At 60.5% G+C, this 18,143-nt stretch carries 19 protein-coding genes; 11 read left to right on the top strand and 8 right to left on the bottom strand.

Going from position 1 to position 18,143, the window contains the following annotated elements; all coding sequences use genetic code 11:
* The first annotated feature begins 155 nt into the window (after positions 1–155).
* The 7 genes from VF672_RS17835 (at position 156) to VF672_RS17865 (ending at position 4,426) form a co-directional block, all read left to right on the top strand.
* Entirely contained in the window at positions 156–827 is a 672-nt protein-coding gene (locus VF672_RS17835; protein WP_331105881.1) for a Bax inhibitor-1/YccA family protein, read from the top strand.
* 114 nt (positions 828–941) lie between these two features.
* A complete protein-coding gene (gene tusD / locus VF672_RS17840) occupies positions 942–1,334 on the top strand; it encodes a sulfurtransferase complex subunit TusD (RefSeq protein WP_331105882.1) in 393 nt (130 codons plus the stop codon).
* Between the two features lies 1 nt (position 1,335).
* Complete coding sequence (tusC, locus tag VF672_RS17845) at positions 1,336–1,698, top strand: sulfurtransferase complex subunit TusC (RefSeq protein ID WP_331105883.1); 363 nt, start codon at positions 1,336–1,338, stop codon at positions 1,696–1,698.
* Positions 1,698–1,997, top strand: coding sequence for a sulfurtransferase complex subunit TusB (gene tusB / locus VF672_RS17850; protein WP_331105884.1), 300 nt, complete (start codon positions 1,698–1,700; stop codon positions 1,995–1,997). Before tusC ends, tusB begins: the two co-directional genes overlap by 1 nt.
* The gene (locus tag VF672_RS17855) at positions 1,994–2,329 is read left to right on the top strand and encodes a TusE/DsrC/DsvC family sulfur relay protein (protein WP_331105885.1); all 336 of its coding nucleotides are present in this window, start codon (positions 1,994–1,996) and stop codon (positions 2,327–2,329) included. Before tusB ends, VF672_RS17855 begins: the two co-directional genes overlap by 4 nt.
* The gene (locus VF672_RS17860) at positions 2,326–3,327 is read left to right on the top strand and encodes a glycosyl transferase family protein (protein WP_331105886.1); all 1,002 of its coding nucleotides are present in this window, start codon (positions 2,326–2,328) and stop codon (positions 3,325–3,327) included. The genes VF672_RS17855 and VF672_RS17860 overlap by 4 nt, the downstream gene beginning before the upstream one ends.
* Before the next feature lie 97 nt (positions 3,328–3,424).
* The gene (locus VF672_RS17865; RefSeq protein WP_331105887.1) at positions 3,425–4,426 is read left to right on the top strand and encodes a glutathione S-transferase family protein; all 1,002 of its coding nucleotides are present in this window, start codon (positions 3,425–3,427) and stop codon (positions 4,424–4,426) included.
* A gap of 83 nt (positions 4,427–4,509) precedes the next feature.
* Here VF672_RS17865 and cysG read toward each other — a convergent pair whose 3' ends face one another.
* From cysG to VF672_RS17895, 6 genes are all read right to left on the bottom strand, one after another.
* Positions 4,510–5,904 carry a siroheme synthase CysG gene (cysG, locus tag VF672_RS17870; protein ID WP_331105888.1) on the bottom strand — a complete coding sequence of 465 codons (1,395 nt, stop codon included), beginning with the start codon at positions 5,902–5,904 and terminating at the stop codon, positions 4,510–4,512.
* Complete coding sequence (gene serS, locus VF672_RS17875) at positions 5,905–7,185, bottom strand: serine--tRNA ligase (RefSeq protein WP_331105889.1); 1,281 nt, start codon at positions 7,183–7,185, stop codon at positions 5,905–5,907. It abuts the gene before it with no gap.
* Positions 7,186–7,201: 16 nt separating this feature from the next.
* Positions 7,202–7,576 (bottom strand): fluoride efflux transporter CrcB, encoded by a 375-nt coding sequence (gene crcB, locus VF672_RS17880; RefSeq protein ID WP_331105890.1) that lies wholly within the window; start codon positions 7,574–7,576, stop codon positions 7,202–7,204.
* Positions 7,576–8,898 carry a replication-associated recombination protein A gene (locus tag VF672_RS17885; protein WP_331105891.1) on the bottom strand — a complete coding sequence of 441 codons (1,323 nt, stop codon included), beginning with the start codon at positions 8,896–8,898 and terminating at the stop codon, positions 7,576–7,578. The genes crcB and VF672_RS17885 overlap by 1 nt, the downstream gene beginning before the upstream one ends.
* Positions 8,899–8,916: 18 nt before the next feature.
* Entirely contained in the window at positions 8,917–9,540 is a 624-nt protein-coding gene (lolA, locus tag VF672_RS17890) for an outer membrane lipoprotein chaperone LolA (protein ID WP_074891990.1), read from the bottom strand.
* 76 nt (positions 9,541–9,616) lie between these two features.
* The gene (locus tag VF672_RS17895) at positions 9,617–12,022 is read right to left on the bottom strand and encodes a DNA translocase FtsK (RefSeq protein ID WP_331105892.1); all 2,406 of its coding nucleotides are present in this window, start codon (positions 12,020–12,022) and stop codon (positions 9,617–9,619) included.
* Between the two features lie 434 nt (positions 12,023–12,456).
* Between VF672_RS17895 and aat the strand changes: the two genes are divergently transcribed.
* The 3 genes from aat to infA all read left to right on the top strand — a co-directional run bounded on the left by aat (position 12,457) and on the right by infA (position 14,220).
* Positions 12,457–13,146, top strand: coding sequence for a leucyl/phenylalanyl-tRNA--protein transferase (gene aat, locus VF672_RS17900; protein WP_331105893.1), 690 nt, complete (start codon positions 12,457–12,459; stop codon positions 13,144–13,146).
* Between the two features lie 46 nt (positions 13,147–13,192).
* On the top strand, positions 13,193–13,900 hold the full coding sequence (locus VF672_RS17905) for an arginyltransferase (RefSeq protein WP_331105894.1): 708 nt from the start codon (positions 13,193–13,195) through the stop codon (positions 13,898–13,900).
* 101 nt (positions 13,901–14,001) lie between these two features.
* Positions 14,002–14,220, top strand: coding sequence for a translation initiation factor IF-1 (gene infA / locus VF672_RS17910; RefSeq protein WP_002553999.1), 219 nt, complete (start codon positions 14,002–14,004; stop codon positions 14,218–14,220).
* 307 nt (positions 14,221–14,527) lie between these two features.
* Here infA and clpA read toward each other — a convergent pair whose 3' ends face one another.
* Both clpA and clpS read right to left on the bottom strand, forming a co-directional pair.
* Positions 14,528–16,798, bottom strand: coding sequence for an ATP-dependent Clp protease ATP-binding subunit ClpA (gene clpA, locus VF672_RS17915; RefSeq protein ID WP_331105895.1), 2,271 nt, complete (start codon positions 16,796–16,798; stop codon positions 14,528–14,530).
* A 29-nt stretch (positions 16,799–16,827) separates the two neighbouring features.
* Positions 16,828–17,193 (bottom strand): ATP-dependent Clp protease adapter ClpS, encoded by a 366-nt coding sequence (gene clpS, locus VF672_RS17920; protein ID WP_331105896.1) that lies wholly within the window; start codon positions 17,191–17,193, stop codon positions 16,828–16,830.
* Between the two features lie 223 nt (positions 17,194–17,416).
* Between clpS and cspD the strand changes: the two genes are divergently transcribed.
* Entirely contained in the window at positions 17,417–17,683 is a 267-nt protein-coding gene (gene cspD / locus VF672_RS17925; RefSeq protein WP_331105897.1) for a cold shock domain-containing protein CspD, read from the top strand.
* The last annotated feature ends 460 nt before the right edge of the window (positions 17,684–18,143 follow it).

An 18,143-nucleotide genomic window follows, 5' to 3' on the forward strand; every position in this document is an offset into this window, starting at 1 on the left:
GAAGGTTTTATGTGCCCTCCGTCGCTTTGCGGGCGCCATAATACCGTAATGAAACAAGCTGTCAAACTCTGTGGCTAGCGCGCTGCGTCGCCTCTGTTATGATCTTTGCAACTTGAGGTTTCAAACCCTTTGTTTTCACTATCAGGAGTAGCGCCATGCGCGAACAGGATTACGCAGTCAACAACCGCGTGCAGGTCGAGCAGCTAGAGGTTAGCCGCGTCCTGCGCAACACTTACGGGCTTCTGGCCCTCACCCTCGCCTTCAGCGGCATCATGGCGTTCGTTGCCCAACAGATGAACGTGCGCTACCCGAACGTGTTCGTGGTGCTGATCGGCTTCTACGGTCTTTTCTTCCTCACCAACAAATTGCGCGATTCGGCATGGGGCCTGGTCTCGGCGTTCGCACTGACAGGTTTCATGGGGTTCATCCTCGGCCCGATCCTCAACCGTTACCTCGGCATGCAAGGCGGCGCTGAAGTCGTCGGCTCGGCGTTCGCGATGACCGCACTGGTGTTCGGTGGTCTGTCGGCTTACGTGCTGATCACCCGCAAGGACATGAGCTTCCTCGGCGGCTTCATCACAGCAGGCTTCTTCGTGTTACTCGCGGCAGTGCTGGCCAGCATGTTCTTCCAGATCAGCGGCCTGCAACTGGCGATCAGCGCCGGCTTCGTGCTGTTCTCGTCGGTCTGCATTCTGTTCCAGACCAGCGCGATCATTCAGGGCGGTGAGCGCAACTACATCATGGCGACCATCAGCCTGTATGTATCGATCTACAACCTGTTCATCAGCCTGTTGCAGATCTTCGGCATCATGGGCAGCAAAGACTGATCAGTCTGCCTGCTTCAACAAAAAGCCCGCTTCAGCGGGCTTTTTGCTGTCCGGCGTTCGTGAATTCTTTATCATTGCGCCCATATTCCTTGTCAGCGCCCAACCGAGCCGCCCATGAAGTTCGCCATCGCTCTGCATTCGCCCGCTCACGCACCGTCCTCGCGGCGTGCCTTGCTCTTCGCCAACGCCGCGTTGGCGCAGGGACATGAAATCGTGCGGCTGTTCTTCTACCAGGACGGCGTACACAGCGCGTCCGGCAACGTCGTAGCGCCTCAGGACGAGTCAGACACCGCTGCCCAATGGCGTGATTTCATCACCAGGCACCAGCTTGACGGCGTGGTTTGCATTGCCGCGGCCCTGCGACGGGGCGTGTTGAACGCTGAAGAAGCGGAGCGCTACTCGCGACCTGCGGCGAACCTTCCGGCGCCATGGGAGCTGTCGGGTCTTGGCCAGTTGCACGACGCGGTGCAGTCTGCCGACCGCCTGATCTGCTTTGGAGGGCCGTGACGTGGCGAAGTCATTGTTGATTATCAGCCGTCAGGCACCCTGGTCCGGACCGGACGCCCGGGAGGCGCTGGACATTGCCCTGGCTGGCGGCGCCTTCGACCTGCCGGTGGCCATGCTGTTCATGGACGACGGCGTACTGCAGCTGGCCAAGGCGCAGAACGCCAGTCAGGTGCAGCAGAAAGACCTGACCGCCAACCTTCAGGCGTTGTCGATGTTCGGTGTGGAGGACCTGTTTGCCTGTGGCACCAGCCTGAGTGAGCGAGGCATGCCATCGACCGGGCTGAGCGTCGAACCGCTTCAGGTGCTGGATGACGCGCACATCGCCGCGCTTATTGACCGTTACGACCAGGTGATTACGATCTGATGGCTACTTTGCACGTCCTCTCGCACTCTCCTTTCACCGACTCGCGCCTGAGCAGTTGCCTGCGCGTGCTTGGCCGCGAAGACGCGATCCTGCTGTGCGGCGATGCGACCTATGCATTGAGCGCAAACACCGCCGTCGCAAACTCGCTCAGTGCCAAAGCCGCCAGCGTGCAGCTCTTCGTGCTTGATGAAGACGCATCGGCGAGAAACATCACGCTGCCTGAATGGGCCCAAGGCGTCGACTACGTGGGGTTCGTTGCGCTGTCGGTGCAATTCGACAAGGTCAACACGTGGCTATGAAACAACTCATCGTTGACGGGCGCAGCATCGAGCTGGACAAAGACGGCTATCTTGAAGACCTGCATGACTGGTCGAGCCAGGTTGCCGAAGCCCTGGCCATTGAGGAAGACATCGCCCTCACCCCCGAGCACTGGGAAATTCTGGAACTGCTGCGCGCGTTCTACGCCGAGTTTCAGCTGTCCCCGGCCACCCGGCCGCTGGTCAAATACACCGCGCTGAAACTGGGCGCTGACAAGGGCAACAGCTTGCACCTGAATCGCCTGTTCAACGGCACTCCCGCCAAACTTGCCGCCAAGCTGGCGGGCCTGCCCAAGCCGACTAATTGCCTATGAACGACTTCGCCCCCCTCGTCACCGAAACCCCTGCCGAGCACCCGTTCGCGCCCTTCGTTCGTATTCTCGGCAAGGGCAAGCGCGGCGCGCGCAACATGACCCGTGCCGAAGCCCGGGAAGCCATGGGCATGGTGCTCGATGAGAAAGTCGAAGACACCCAGCTCGGCGCGTTTCTGATGCTGCTGCGGCACAAGGAAGAAAGCCCGGACGAGCTCGCGGGTTTCACCGAAGCGGTACGCGAACGCCTGCACGCGCCGGCGCTGGCGGTGGACATCGACTGGCCGACCTACGCCGGCAAAAAACGCCATCTGCCGTGGTACCTGCTGGCTGCCAAGTGCCTTGCACAAAACGGCGTGCGCGTATTGATGCACGGCGGCGGCGCGCACACCGCCGGCCGCCTGTACAGCGAGCAACTGCTGGAATTATTGGGGATTCCGCTGTGCCGCACCTGGCAGACGGTGGGCCAGGCGCTGGAGCAGCAGAACATTGCGTTCTTCCCGTTGGGTGACTGGGCGCCACAGCTGCAGCGCATGATCGACCTGCGTAACACGCTGGGTTTGCGCTCGCCGATCCACTCGCTGGCGCGCATCCTCAATCCACTGAGCGCGCGGTGCGGGCTGCAAAGCATTTTCCATCCCGGCTACCAGGGCGTTCACCGCGATGCCAGCAGTTTGCTTGGCGACCACGCGATTGTGATCAAGGGCGACGGCGGCGAGGTGGAGATCAATCCGGACACCCTCAGCCACCTGTATGGCACCACGAACGGACAGCCGTGGGACGAGGAATGGCCGGCATTGTCGGATCGGCGCCACGTGAAGCCGGCCACCCTCGACCCACAGCAGTTGGTGGGCATCTGGAAAGGCGAGATCGAAGACAGCTACCCGCAACTGGCGCTGATTGCGACCATGGCGCTGGCGCTGAGAGGCCTCGGGATGCCGCGGGCTGAAGCCTTCGCACAGGCGGAGGAGTATTGGGCTAACCGCAACAAATCGATTTAGTCGATAGGAACTGCCGAGTCTTTGCGCCATTCGTTCGAACGATTGCCTTTAGACTGATCTCCAACGTACTTCGGTACACCTCAATTTGGAGTCAGACATGGGCCTTCTCGTGGAAGGGCGCTGGCAAGACCAGTGGTACGAAAGCAGCAAAGACGGCGCGTTTCAGCGTGAGCAGGCCAAGCGTCGCAACTGGGTCACAGCCGATGGTCGTCCAGGCCCGTCCGGGGAAGGCGGCTTCAAGGCGCAAGCCGGTCGCTACCACTTGTACGTTTCGCTGGCCTGCCCGTGGGCCCATCGCACGCTCATCGTCCGCAAGCTCAAGGGCCTGCAAGGCCTGATCGACGTGTCCGTGGTCAGCTGGCTGATGCGTGAAAACGGCTGGACGTTCGACAAGCAGACCGGCTCCAGCGGCGACGCGCTGGATGGCCATACGTTCATGTACCAGCGCTACCTCGCCGACACCGCCGACTACACCGGCCGTGTGACGGTGCCGGTGCTGTGGGACAAAGAGCTGAATCGCATTGTCAGCAATGAATCGTCGGAAATCATCCGGATGTTCAACGGCGCGTTCGACGAACTGACGGGCAACCGTCTGGATCTGTACCCGGCGCCGCTGCGCGACGAAATTAACCGGTTGAACGACCGTATTTACGCGGCAGTGAACAACGGTGTTTACCGTGCCGGTTTCGCGACGTCACAAGGCGCGTACGAAGAGGCCTTCGACGAGGTGTTCGCCGAGCTCGATGCACTGGAAGGCCTGCTGGACAACAACCGTTACCTGGCGGGTGAATACCTGACCGAGGCTGACGTTCGCCTGTTCACCACGCTGATTCGCTTTGACGCGGTGTACCACGGCCATTTCAAGTGCAACCTGCGGCGTATTGCCGATTACGCGAACCTGAGCAACTGGGTGCGCGAGATGTATCAGCTGCCCGGCGTCGCGGACACCGTGGACTTCGTGCACATCAAGCATCACTACTACGCGAGCCACGCCACGATCAACCCGACCGGCGTCGTGCCAAAGGGGCCGCAGCAGGATTTCAGCGGCGAGCATGATCGCCGACGGTTGAGCGGCAAAGGGATCTTGCAGAACGGCTGACGGGTTTGCGGTGCGCGTGGATGCCGCCTGAGCATCCACCGTACAGCCATGGCGGGGTGAGCCATCGCACAAGCGCGGTGGGCTTAAACGCCCGCTTGCGCCCCTTCAAACCACGCCAGCTTGTCCCGCAGTGTCACCACCTCGCCCACAATCACCAGAGTCGGCGCATGAACCTCATGCTCCGCAACCAATTGCGGCAGGTTGGCCAATGTGCCCGTGAAGACGCGTTGGTTGACGGTGGTGCCCTGCTGGATCAGCGCAGCCGGTGTATCGGCGGAGCGGCCGTGCTTGATCAGCTCGTCACAGATGATAGGCAGCCCGATCAGACCCATGTAGAAGACCAGCGTCTGCGACGGCGAGACCAGATCTTTCCACGGCAGATCAGTGGTGTTGTTTTTCAGGTGGCCCGTCACGAAACGCACGGACTGTGCGTGGTCGCGATGGGTCAGCGGAATGCCGGCGTAGGCCGCGCAACCACTCGCTGCGGTAATGCCGGGCACGACCTGGAAAGGAATGCCGTGGGCGGCCAGCTCTTCGATTTCCTCGCCGCCACGGCCGAAGATGAACGGATCGCCACCCTTGAGCCGCACCACGCGTTTGCCCTGTTTGGCCAGTTCCACCAACTGCTTGTTGATCTGATCCTGGGGCAAGGCGTGATCGGCGCGCTGTTTGCCGACGTAGACACGGTCGGCATCGCGACGGCACAGATCCAGAATCGCCGGCGCCACCAGTCGGTCATAAAGCACCACGTCCGCTTGCTGCATCAGGCGCAACGCACGGAAGGTCAGCAAATCAGGATCGCCCGGGCCCGCGCCCACGAGGTAGACCTCACCGGTCGCGGCCGGCGCATCGCCGTCGATCTTCGCTTGCAACAGCCGCTCGGCTTCGGCGCCCTGCCCGGCCAGCTGCCGGTCAGCGATAGGGCCCTGGAACACGTCTTCCCAGAACGCCCGGCGCTGCTGAACATTGGGGAACAGCCCCTTCACCTGATGACGAAAGCGTGCAGCCAGACCGGCCAGATGCCCATAAGTCGGCGGAATCCAGGTTTCCAGCTTGGCGCGGATCAGACGGGCCAGCACTGGCGCATCGCCGCCGCTGGACACCGCTATCACCAGCGGCGACCGGTCAACGATTGCCGGGAAGATCACGCTGCACAGCGCCGGTGCATCCACGACGTTGACCGGCACGCCGCGCTGGCGTGCATCGGCTGACACCTGCGCGTTGAGCGGCTCATCGTCGGTGGCGGCGATGATCAGCACGCAACCGTTCAGGTCCGACTCGGTGTAGCCGCGCAGAATCTGTTCGCCGCCGCTGCGCTCGATCAGCTCGCGCACCTCCGCTCCGATCTCGGGAGCAACCACGCGCAAGACCGCCCCGGAATCGGCCAGCAGGCGAGATTTGCGCAAGGCAATCTCGCCGCCGCCCACCACCAGCACCCGAGCGCCCCGAAGGTTATGGAACAGCGGCAGAAATTCCATTTAGCCGATGACCTCGATGCCGCCCATCCATGGCTTGAGAACGTCCGGCACGCGAATCGAACCGTCGGCCTGCTGGTAGTTTTCCAGCACCGCCACCAGGGTGCGACCCACCGCCAGACCCGAACCGTTCAGCGTGTGAACAAGCTCCGGCTTGCCGGTTTCCGGGTTGCGCCAGCGAGCCTGCATGCGACGGGCCTGGAAGTCGCCGCAGTTGGAGCACGACGAGATTTCACGGTATTTGTCCTGGCTCGGAATCCACACTTCCAGGTCGTAGGTCTTCACCGCACTGAAACCCATGTCACCGGTGCACAGCGCCAGTACGCGGTACGGCAATTCGAGCAATTGCAGGACGCGCTCGGCGTTGCCGGTCAGGCTCTCCAGCGCTTCCATGGACTTTTCCGGCTCGACGATCTGCACCATCTCGACCTTGTCGAACTGATGCTGACGGATCATGCCGCGCGTATCACGGCCGGACGCGCCGGCTTCGCTGCGGAAGCACGGGGTGTGGGCAACGAACTTCAACGGCAGCTGTTTGGCGTCGAGGATTTCACCGGAAACGATGTTGGTCAGCGACACTTCAGCAGTCGGGATCAGGTACAGATCGGCCTCGCCTTCGCGGGAGATCTTGAACAGGTCCTCTTCGAACTTCGGCAACTGGCCGGTGCCTTGCAGCGCAGGCGCCTGCACCAGATAAGGCGTGTAGGTTTCTTCGTACCCATGTTCGTTGATGTGCAGCGTAATCATGAACTGCGCCAGCGCACGGTGCAGACGCGCAATCGGGCCACGCAACAAGGCGAAACGGGCGCCGGACAGCTTGGCGGCGGTTTCGAAATCCAGCCAGCCGAACTTCTCGCCCAGGGCAACATGGTCTTGAACGGCAAAGTCGAACGACGCTGGCGTGCCCCAGGTGCGCACCTCTACGTTCTGCTCTTCATCCGCGCCGACCGGCACCGACGCGTGGGGCAGGTTCGGCATGCTCAGAGCCATGGCATCGAGTTCGGACTGAATGGCGTCCAGCTCTTTTTTGCCCGTGCTCAGTTCTTCGGCCATCCGATCGATATCCGCCATCAACGGCGCGATGTCTTCGCCGCGCTGTTTGGCTTGCCCGATGGATTTGGAACGGGCGTTACGCTCGGCCTGAAGCTGTTCAGTGCGGGTCTGCACCGTCTTGCGCTGGGCTTCCAGCGCTTCGATGCGGGCCACGTCCAGTGTGAAACCACGGGAAGCCAGGCGATCCGCTACGTCCTGAAGTTGGGTACGTAACAGTTTGGAGTCGAGCATATCGGTCTCTCGTTTATTAAATTCGGGTCAAAGACAGGCCAGCCCACGTCGCGAGCAGCCCGCCCAGTACGCTGATGAGAGCGTAGCCAATGGCCAGAGGCGCCTGGCCGCTTTCAAGCAGACGAATCGTGTCCAGTGAGAAGGACGAAAAGGTCGTCAAACCACCGAGGAATCCAACCATCAGGCCGGCGCGCAGTTCGATCGGGACTTCCGGGCGGATCAGGAACAGCCCGTAGAGCAGACCGATCAACAGGCAGCCCACCAGATTTACCGCAAGCGTTGCCGTGTAAAAAAAGCGCGGCCAGTTCGCCGCCACCACATTAGCCGTGGCGAAGCGCAGTAATGTACCAGCCACGCCACCCGCGGACACGGCAAGAATCAACTGAATCATTATTTTCTCCGCTGGCGGGGGCTGGCGCGGTCGAGCGCGGACAGGTGTTTGAGCTTCTCGCCGATCTTCAGCTCAAGGCCACGGGGAACCGGCTGGTAGTACTGGCGCGGTTCGAGCTCATCGGGGAAATAGTCCTCACCCGCCGCGTAAGCGTCCGGTTCGTCATGGGCGTAGCGGTATTCTTCACCATAGCCAAGCTGTTTCATCAGCTTGGTCGGCGCGTTGCGCAGGTGCAGCGGGACTTCCAGCGACCCGTGCTCGGTGGCCTCGCGCATGGCCATTTTGAACCCCATGTAGACGGCGTTGCTCTTGGGCGCGCAGGCCAGGTAGACAATGGCCTGGGCCACGGCCAACTCGCCTTCCGGGCTGCCGAGGCGTTCCTGCACATCCCACGCCGACATGCACAGCGGCAGGGCGCGCGGGTCGGCGTTACCGATGTCTTCGCTGGCCATGCGCACCACGCGCCGGGCCAGATACAGCGGATCACAGCCGCCATCGATCATCCGCGCAAACCAGTACAACGCAGCGTCCGGGTTGGAACCACGAATGGATTTGTGCAGCGCGGAAATCTGGTCGTAGAACGCTTCGCCGCCCTTGTCGAAGCGACGGCGGCTGTCCCCGAGCAGGCTTTGCAGCAGTTCGGGATCGATTTCGCTGCCGTCTTCGGCCAGGTCCGAGGCGTTTTCCAGCAGATTGAGCATCCGCCGACCGTCGCCATCCGCCGCCGCCAACAGTGTCTTGAACGCCTCGTCACCCAGCGTCAGGTGCCGGTTGCCAAGACCGCGCTCTTCACTCAGCGCACGGTTGACCAATTGGCGCAGCGCGGCTTCGTCCAGGCTCTTCAGCACATAGACCCGCGCACGGGAAAGCAGCGCGTTGTTGAGTTCGAAGGATGGATTTTCGGTGGTGGCGCCGATGAAGATCAGCGTGCCGTCTTCGACGTAGGGCAGAAAGGCATCCTGCTGCGACTTGTTGAAGCGGTGCACTTCGTCGACAAACAGAATGGTGCGGCGGCCGTACTGACCCGCCTGCTGCTTGGCGATCTCTACCGCCTGACGGATCTCTTTGACCCCAGCCAGCACCGCTGACACCGTCTCGAAATGCGCATCCGAGACTTTCGCCAGCAGCCGCGCCAGCGTGGTTTTGCCCACGCCGGGCGGTCCCCAGAAGATCATCGAATGCAGCGCGCCCTGCTCCAGCGCTTCACGCAGTGGCTTGCCGTGGGCGAGCAGGTGCTGCTGGCCGACGTACTCGTCCAGGTTGGTCGCTCGCAGGCGGGCGGCCAACGGTTGCGCGATCGGTTCACTGCTGAACAGGTCCATGAAACAGGTGAACCCCTTTTATTCCTGAATGACGTCAGCGCCTTTCGGGATCTGGAACTGGAATTTGCTCGCCGCGACAGGCTCGTTGGCCTTGACGCCGGTGAACAGGATATTGGTGCGCTGGCCGACGCTGTCGATCAACTGCATGTCGTTGATCATGCCGTTGCGAAACGACAGGCGCAGGCTATCGAACAAGGTGTCTTTGGACTTGGGCTTGAGCACGAAGTCGATCACGCCACCGGCTTCCTTGGCCGTGATGTCGAAGCTCTCGCTGATTTTCGACACGTCGCCGGACAACAGCAGCGCCGGGGTCTGGGTCAGACGCTGGTCGAGGGTCTTGATGGTGACCTGCTCCAGGTCAGGGTCCCACAGGGAGACCTTCTTGCCGTCGGAGACCATCAATTGTTCCTGCGGCGCGTCGGTGTGCCAGTAGAACAGGCCCGGGCGCTGCAGGGTCATTTCACCCGTGGTCTCCTGCAGCTGGGTGCCGCCCCCGTCGAGGGTCAGCTGGGAGAAACGCCCGCTCAGGGTTTTCGAGTTTTCCAGCAGTTGGGTCAGGCGCGCCACGTCCTTGCTGTCGGCGTGGGCCGAAAGAGCAGAAAAAGCCAGTGCAGATACCAACAGCATGCGGATAAGACGCATGGGATTCCTCATTGAGTGTGGTTGAAGCCGGACGCCGCCGCAGTGACGCCGCCCGGTTACGCATGACGTTGAAGTGTCAGTCACGCATCGGGGCTGGCGCAATCACTTCACGCGAGCCGTTGGTGTTCATGGGCGTCACGACGCCGGCGTTTTCCATGGTTTCGATCATGCGCGCGGCACGGTTGTAGCCGATCTTCAGCTTGCGCTGCACCGCGGAGATCGAAGCGCGTCGGCTTTCCAGCACGAACTTCACGGCCTCGTCGTACAGCGCATCGCTTTCGCTGTCTTCCCCATCACCGCCGCCACCGCCACCTTCAAAACCGCTACCCGGCTCTTCGACGCCGGCCAGGATGTCTTCGTTGTAGTTCGGCGTGCCGCGCAGCTTCCACGCCTCGACTACGCGGTGAACCTCATCGTCCGACACGAACGCGCCATGCACACGAATCGGCAGGCTGGTGCCTGGCGGCATGTAGAGCATGTCGCCGTGACCGAGCAGTTGCTCGGCGCCGCCCTGGTCGATGATGGTGCGCGAGTCGATCTTGCTCGACACCTGGAACGCCATGCGCGTCGGGATGTTTGCCTTGATCAGGCCGGTGATCACGTCCACCGAAGGGCGCTGGGTCGCGAGGATCAGGTGGATACCCGCCGCCCGCGCCTTCTGGGCGATACGGGCAATGAGCTCTTCGACCTTCTTGCCGACGATCATCATCATGTCGGCGAACTCGTCGACCACCACCACGATGGTTGGCAGCTTGGTCAGCAGTGGCGCCTCGTCGTGAATGCTCTCGCGGTGATACAGCGGGTCGGAAAGCGGCGTGCCGGCTTCCTCCGCTTCGCGCACCTTCTGATTGAAGCCCGACAGGTTACGCACGCCCATCTTGGCCATCAGTTTGTAGCGGCGCTCCATCTCGGCCACCGACCAGCGCAAGGCGTTGGCGGCGTCCTTCATGTCGGTCACGACCGGGCACAGCAAATGCGGGATACCCTCGTAGATCGAGAGCTCGAGCATTTTCGGGTCAATCATGATCAGCTTGGCGTCATCCGGCCCGGACTTGAACAGGATCGAGAGGATCATGGCGTTCACGCCCACCGACTTACCGGAACCGGTGGTACCGGCGACCAGCAGGTGCGGCATTTTTGCAAGGTCGGTGATGACCGGCTTGCCGCCGATGTCATGGCCCAGCGCCAGGGTGACCGGCGATTTGGCGTCGTCATATTCCGGCGTCGACAGGACCTCGGAGAAGCGCACGATCTGGCGATCCTCGTTGGGAATTTCGATGCCGACCGTGGTCTTGCCAGGAATGACCTCGACCACACGCACGCTGGTCACCGCCAGTGAGCGGGCCAGGTCTTTCGCCAGGTTGGAAATGCGGCTGACCTTGACGCCCGCAGCCGGTTGAATTTCGTAACGGGTGATCACCGGGCCGGGGTGGATCGAGTCCACCGATACCTCGACCCCGAATTCCTTGAGCTTGATTTCCAGCAGGTGACCCACCGCTGCCAGCGACTCCGGGGAATAGTTGAGCTGTTTTTTCTCTGCCGGGTCGAGGATCGAGATCGGCGGCAAGGTCCCTTCCACGGCGCTGTCGACGAACAACGGCGCCTGTTTCTCCTTCTGTACGCGCTTGCTCGGCTCTGGCAAGCGTGCAGGCGCCGGCGCGATGACGGCTGGCACGTGCTTCTCGCGGGCGGCCATGTGTTCGGTCAACGCCTGATCGCGCTCGATGATGCGTTCTCTGGCTTTGGCCTGCTCGCGTCGATCCGGGGCAATCGGAGCGACCACCTCGTCGACGCGCATGTCGACTTCGCGCAACTGAGCGACCATTTGCTTGCGCTCATTGCGCGCTGTCCACCAGCGGTTGAGCGCGCCCTGGAACAATTCCATCAGGTCGAGCGTGATCTTGCCGGTGGTGTCCATGACCTTGAACCAGGACAAATCGGTGAACACGGTCAGGCCGAAGAGGAACAGCGCGATGAACAGGAGTGTGCTGCCCTGCACATTCAGCGCCCGTTTGGCCAGATCGCCCAGCACTTCGCCCAGCACGCCACCGGCCGAACCCGGCAGGCCCGCCGCCGAATGAAAGTGCAGGTGCGCCAGCGAAGCGCCCGCGAGCACCAGGAACACCAGACCGATCGTGCGCCAGGAGAAGAGCCAGCCGCTCCACTGCCACGGCTCATGGCGGTGACGGAAAATCTGATACGTCTTGACCCCCAACAGCAACGGGAAGATATACGCGAAGTAACCGAGGACCATGAACAGGATGTCGGCCGAATACGCGCCCGCACGGCCTGCGGCATTCTGCACCTGGGCCGAGCTGCTGGTGTGGCTCCAGCCTGGATCGCCCTGGTCGTAGGTCAGCAGCGCCATGATGAGATACAGACACAAGGCGCCAAAAGCGATCAGTGCGCCTTCCTTGAGCCGGTAGTGCAAGTGCTGCCGCCAAAGCGGAACGGGAGTGGGTGCTACGGTGGATTTCTTCAAAACGCTTCAATTCCTGCGCGCAAGCGCGAACATCTGATGATTGACTGTGTATGACTGCCTGACGAATTGACAGCAACTGTCCTGACGACCGTGAAAATCACGACGGCGATAACCCACGCTCGACAGGTGACTTGAAATGAGGTTAAACAACATCGGTATTGTACGGATTTGCGCGCCGCGCGCTACGTTAGTCTGGCGCGTCCCTTGCCGATCTTCAAGCTTCGAAGGCGGCGGGTAACTGGAGCAACCATTTTCTTTGCCGACAAAGGCTTATGACATGTTTTTCCAGCTCCGTAGAACTGTCAAAAGGCCATGCCCGAATGAAGACGCCGCGGTCGCACACACCGGCGCGATCAAGCGGCTGTGACCACGGTTGCAGTACGGAGTTGCAAGCCGGCGTTGACTCCCCTCCCCTCTCGTAAAGTCTGGATGCCATGCTGACCTGGTTACAACGCGACACCCTGGAATTCCCGCCGCTGGAAAAAGCCATGCGCGAGCCCAACGGACTGCTGGCGGGCGGCGGCGATTTGTCTGCGGATCGTTTGATTGCCGCGTACCGCCACGGCTGTTTCCCCTGGTATCAACAGGGCCAGCCGATTCTCTGGTGGTCGCCGGACCCGCGCACCGTGCTCTTCCCGGATGAGCTCCACGTGTCGCGCAGCTTGGCAAAGTTGTTGCGGCAGGGGCGCTATCGGGTCACGTTTGATCAGGACTTCGCAGCGGTCATCCAGGCCTGCGCGCAGCCCCGGGATTATACCGACGGCACGTGGATCACCGGTTCCATGCAGGCGGCCTACATCGAATTGCATGCGCGCGGCTTCGCCCACAGCGTCGAAGTCTGGGACGGCGACGCGCTGGTCGGCGGATTGTACGGATTGGCCATGGGCCAGCTGTTTTTCGGCGAGTCGATGTTCAGCCGCGCCGACAACGCCTCCAAGGTCGGTTTCGCGACGTTGGTCGAATACTTGAAACAATCAGGTTTTGTTCTGATTGACTGCCAGATGCCTACGCAGCACCTGCTAAGCCTTGGTGCGCGCTCGATTACGCGTCAGGCCTTTGCCGACTATCTGAATAATCATCTCGATGCGAGCCACTGCGCCGCTTGGTCGCCTAGGCGAGTTTGATTGGCCTGGCATACACTGATGTCTATAGTTTTCTCGAGGGTTGATCATGACCGAGCTGGCGCGGCTTAAGTTCTATGCCACTCAACCCCACTCCTGTAGCTACCTGCCCGAGGAACAAGCCACCACGCTGTTCCTCGATCCCAGCCAGCCGATGGACGTCCAGGTCTACGCCGATCTCTCGGACATGGGGTTTCGCCGCAGTGGCGATCATCTTTACCGTCCGCATTGCCAGAACTGCAGTGCTTGCGTGCCTGCGCGCATTCCAGTGGGGCTGTTTGAGCCTGATCGTCAGCAGAAACGTATTTTCAAACGCAACGCCGACCTCGAAGTGACGAGCACCAAGCCGCATTTCAGTGAGGAGTACTTCGACCTGTACCAGCGCTACATTGAGCAGCGCCACGCCGACGGTGACATGTTCCCCCCTAGCCGCGATCAGTTCTCGACCTTTCTGGTGCGGGATCTTCCGTTTTCACGTTTTTACGAATTCCGACTGGACGGCCAGCTGCTCGCCGTTGCCGTTACCGATTTGCTGCCCAACGGGCTGTCTGCCGTTTACACCTTCTACGAGCCCGCGCAGGAGCGCCGCAGCCTGGGACGCTACGCAATCCTCTGGCAGATCGCCGAAGCCGCGCGCATGCAGTTGCACGCGGTGTACCTCGGCTACTGGATAAAGAACTGCAAAAAGATGAACTACAAGACCCAATATCGCCCCATTGAGCTCCTTACCAATCAAAGATGGGTCACTCTTTACTGAAGCCCTTGGCTTAAACCTCAGTTTTCGGGCACAATGCAGCCCGCTTTTGCCTGGCTGCCGTTTGCACCGGGCCATTCATTGGATACCGAGGGCTTTACTGCATGTCGAAAGAAGACAGCTTCGAAATGGAAGGCACTGTCGTCGACACCCTGCCCAACACCATGTTCCGTGTGGAGTTGGAAAATGGGCACGTCGTAACCGCGCACATCTCCGGCAAGATGCGCAAGAACTACATCCGCATTCTTACCGGCGACAAGGTCCGCGTTGAGCTGACGCCCTACGACTTGAGCAAAGGGCGCATTACTTACCGCGCCCGCTAACAGGTCTTAACAAAAACGCCCGGCACATGCCGGGCGTTTTTGTGTGCGCGGGGTTTTCACCCCGGCTTCTGATTGAAGGCTGGCCATTGTTGCAGCGTCGCTATTGCGTGGGAGCCGGCTTGCTGGCGAATGCGTTGTGCCAGTCGACACACCCATGCCTGACTCACCGCTTTCGCCAGCAAGCCGGCTCCTACGGATTCTACGGATTCTACGGATTCTACGTAGCATCATCCGCCACGAACCACGACCATCCACCAACAAAAAAGGCGCCAACCGGCGCCTTTTGAGTGTGTCGCAGTCCAAAACGTCAAGCCATTTCGGCCGTGGTCTCGTAGTCGAAGGTGATCTCGCCGTCCTTGAAGTCGATGTGTACAACACCGCCATGCTCGGACAACTCGCCAAACAGGATCTCTTCGGCCAGGGGACGCTTGATCTTGTCCTGGATCAAACGCGCCATCGGACGTGCACCCATTGCCGCGTCGTAACCACCCTCGGCCAGATAACTCCTCGCCGCATCGGTCACCTCCAGCAGCACGCGCTTGTCTTCCAGCTGCGCCTGAAGTTCGGTGAGGAACTTGTCCACCACGCTTTTGATGACCTCATGGCTGAGGCGACCAAATTGAATGATGGTGTCCAGACGGTTGCGGAATTCCGGCGTGAAGCTCTTCTTGATCACTTCCATCGCATCAGAAGAGTGATCCTGATGGGTGAAACCGATCGAAGCACGCGCCGCCGTTTCAGCACCGGCGTTGGTGGTCATGATCACGATCACATTGCGGAAATCCGCCTTGCGGCCGTTGTTGTCGGTCAGCGTACCGTGGTCCATGACCTGCAGCAGCAGGTTGAAGACTTCAGGATGCGCCTTTTCGATTTCATCGAGCAGCAGCACGCAATGCGGTTGCTTGGTGACCGCCTCGGTCAGCAGACCGCCTTGATCAAAGCCCACATAGCCCGGCGGCGCACCGATCAGACGCGATACGGTGTGGCGCTCCATGTACTCGGACATGTCGAAACGAACCAGCTCGATGCCCAGCGCCTTGGCCAACTGACGCGCCGCTTCGGTCTTGCCGACCCCGGTCGGGCCTGCAAACAGGAACGAACCGACAGGCTTGTCCGGCGACTTGAGCCCCGCACGCGACAACTTGATCGCGGTGGACAGCGAGTCGATGGCCGCGTCCTGACCAAACACCGTCAACTTCAGGTCGCGCTCCAGGTTACGCAGCAGCTCTTTGTCGGAGCTGTTGACGTGCTTTGGCGGAATCCGCGCGATCTTCGCGACGATGTCTTCAACCTGTGGCACTTCAATACGCTTGACGCGCATCTCCACCGGTTGCAGCCGTTGATAGGCGCCCGCCTCATCAATCACGTCAATGGCCTTGTCGGGCATGTGACGGTCATTGATGTAGCGCGATGCCAGCTCGGCAGCGGCGCGCAGGGCTTCATCGCTGTATTCGATATTGTGATGCTGTTCGAAACGCCCTTTCAGGCCACGTAGGATGCCGATGGTGTCTTCAACAGACGGCTCGGACACGTCGACTTTCTGGAAGCGACGGGCCAGCGCACGGTCCTTTTCAAAGATGCCGCGGAATTCCTGGAACGTGGTCGAACCAATGCAACGGATATCACCCGACGACAGCAGCGGCTTGAGCAGGTTGGATGCGTCCATCACGCCACCGGACGCAGCACCGGCGCCGATGATGGTGTGGATTTCGTCGATGAACAGGATCGCGTGCGGGCGCTTCTTCAACTCACCGAGCAGCGCCTTGAAGCGCTTCTCGAAATCGCCGCGGTATTTGGTCCCCGCGAGCAATGCGCCCAAGTCCAGGGAATACACGACGCTGTTCGCCAGCAGGTCCGGGACCTGATTGTCGACGATGCGCTTGGCCAGGCCTTCGGCGATGGCTGTTTTGCCCACACCGGCCTCGCCCACCAACAGCGGGTTGTTCTTGCGGCGCCGCGCGAGAATCTGAGCGACGCGCTCGACTTCCATCTCGCGCCCTACCAGCGGATCGATGCGGCCTTGACGGGCCAGCTCATTCAGGTTGCTCGCATAGGCATCCAGAGGATTGCCTGAGGAAGAAGACTCACCGCCCTCGTCATCCTGCATATCTTGCTCACCTTCAGATTGATCGCCATGCCCCGGCACCTTGGAGATACCGTGGGCGATGTAGTTGACGACATCGATACGGGCAACGCTCTGCTGCTTGAGCAGAAACACTGCCTGGCTTTCCTGCTCGCTGAAAATGGCCACCAGCACGTTGGCGCCCGTGACTTCACGCTTGCCGGAGCTCTGCACGTGAAAAACCGCACGTTGCAGCACGCGTTGGAAGCCGAGTGTAGGTTGGGTCTCGCGGTCCTCGTCATGCACGGGGATCAGCGGCGTGGTGGAGTCGATGAACTCCTGCAGGTCGTGTTTGAGTTTGTCGAGGTTTGCGCCGCAGGCACGCAGTACGGTGGCGGCAGCCTCATTGTCCAATAGGGCCAGCAGGAGGTGCTCTACGGTCATGAATTCATGACGTTTGGAGCGGGCCTCTTTGAAAGCCAAATTGAGGGTGACTTCGAGCTCACGGTTTAACATAGCTTCACCTCATACCCAAGTGTCCGGCGTTAACCGTCCTTCTCGATTTCACAGAGTAGCGGATGCTGGCTTTCCCTGGCGTACTGGTTGACCTGCATAGCCTTGGTCTCGGCGATGTCGCGGGTAAACAATCCGCAAACGGCCCGTCCCTCTGTATGGACGGCCAGCATGACCTTGGTTGCCAGCTCACGATTCAGGTTGAAAAACACCTCAAGTACTTCGACAACGAAATCCATCGGGGTGTAGTCATCGTTGAACAAAACCACCTTGTACATAGGCGGCACCTGCAATGTCGGCTTGGCTTCCTGTACAGCGATACCCGACGCATCGTCCTCATGGGGCTGCTGCGGGTCATCCTGATTGAATGTTAGTCGAATCTTGCTGAATGCATGCATGGTAAAGAAGGTTCACAGAGGACGTGATTGAAATAAGTGGTGGCGGCGATACCGGATTTCAACTGGACAGCCGCTTGGCCTTGACTATCGGCCAATCAGTGTTACAAACAATAGAACCCACATTGGGTAAAAAGGGTCCGCGCAGTCAACCAAAATTTTTTAGGTCCGGCGGATGAGAGGTGATGATACTCCCCATCGGAGTCCTTTGCAGAGGGATGTGACTATGCTAAGCGGTAAGGTCAAGTGGTTTAACAACGCCAAGGGGTATGGCTTCATCGTTGAAGACGGCAAGTCCGAGGACCTGTTTGCACATTATTCAGCGATCAAGATGGATGGCTATAAGACGCTGAAAGCCGGACAACCCGTTCAGTTCGAGATCATTCAGGGCCCCAAGGGTCTCCATGCCGTAGACATCAGCGCGAAAGCGGTGGTTGATCTGCATGAGGCAGCCCTCCAGCCCGAGCGACACGTCGAGAAGCAGCACGCATAGCGCAATAAATCACGCCTGAGCCGGACCGTTCAAGCGCGAAGATTCGAGAAGCCGGTCAATCCGTTCAGGGTTGGCCGGCTTTTTTCGTGCTCTTTATATAGGCTGTCATATAGGCCTGTCGGGTGTCCCTGTGAGCCATGTGGCTATATAGACACCCGATACACGCGAGAACCGTCCGCGCCGCGAATGCGCCTTTAGTCGAAATCCGGCTGGCCATGAGCTCAAGCGCATGGTCTCCAATCACCTGCGACAGGTTGCCGCAGGCCCCGTACCACAAGGGCTGGCCGGTTTTTGCACTGTCGTTTCAGAGATCCTCAGGCCGCCGCCACCGCCTGGAACCCTGCACAGCCGTCACACGACTACCGTAGTAATGGCCGGGTGCAGTGATATACTCGCGCCGGTGACCGTTGGGTCATTGGGGGCCGAACCACCTGGAATCAGGCTTTCAGCCCTCGACACG

This window comes from Pseudomonas sp. (assembly GCF_036387035.1).
Lineage (GTDB): Bacteria > Pseudomonadota > Gammaproteobacteria > Pseudomonadales > Pseudomonadaceae > Aquipseudomonas.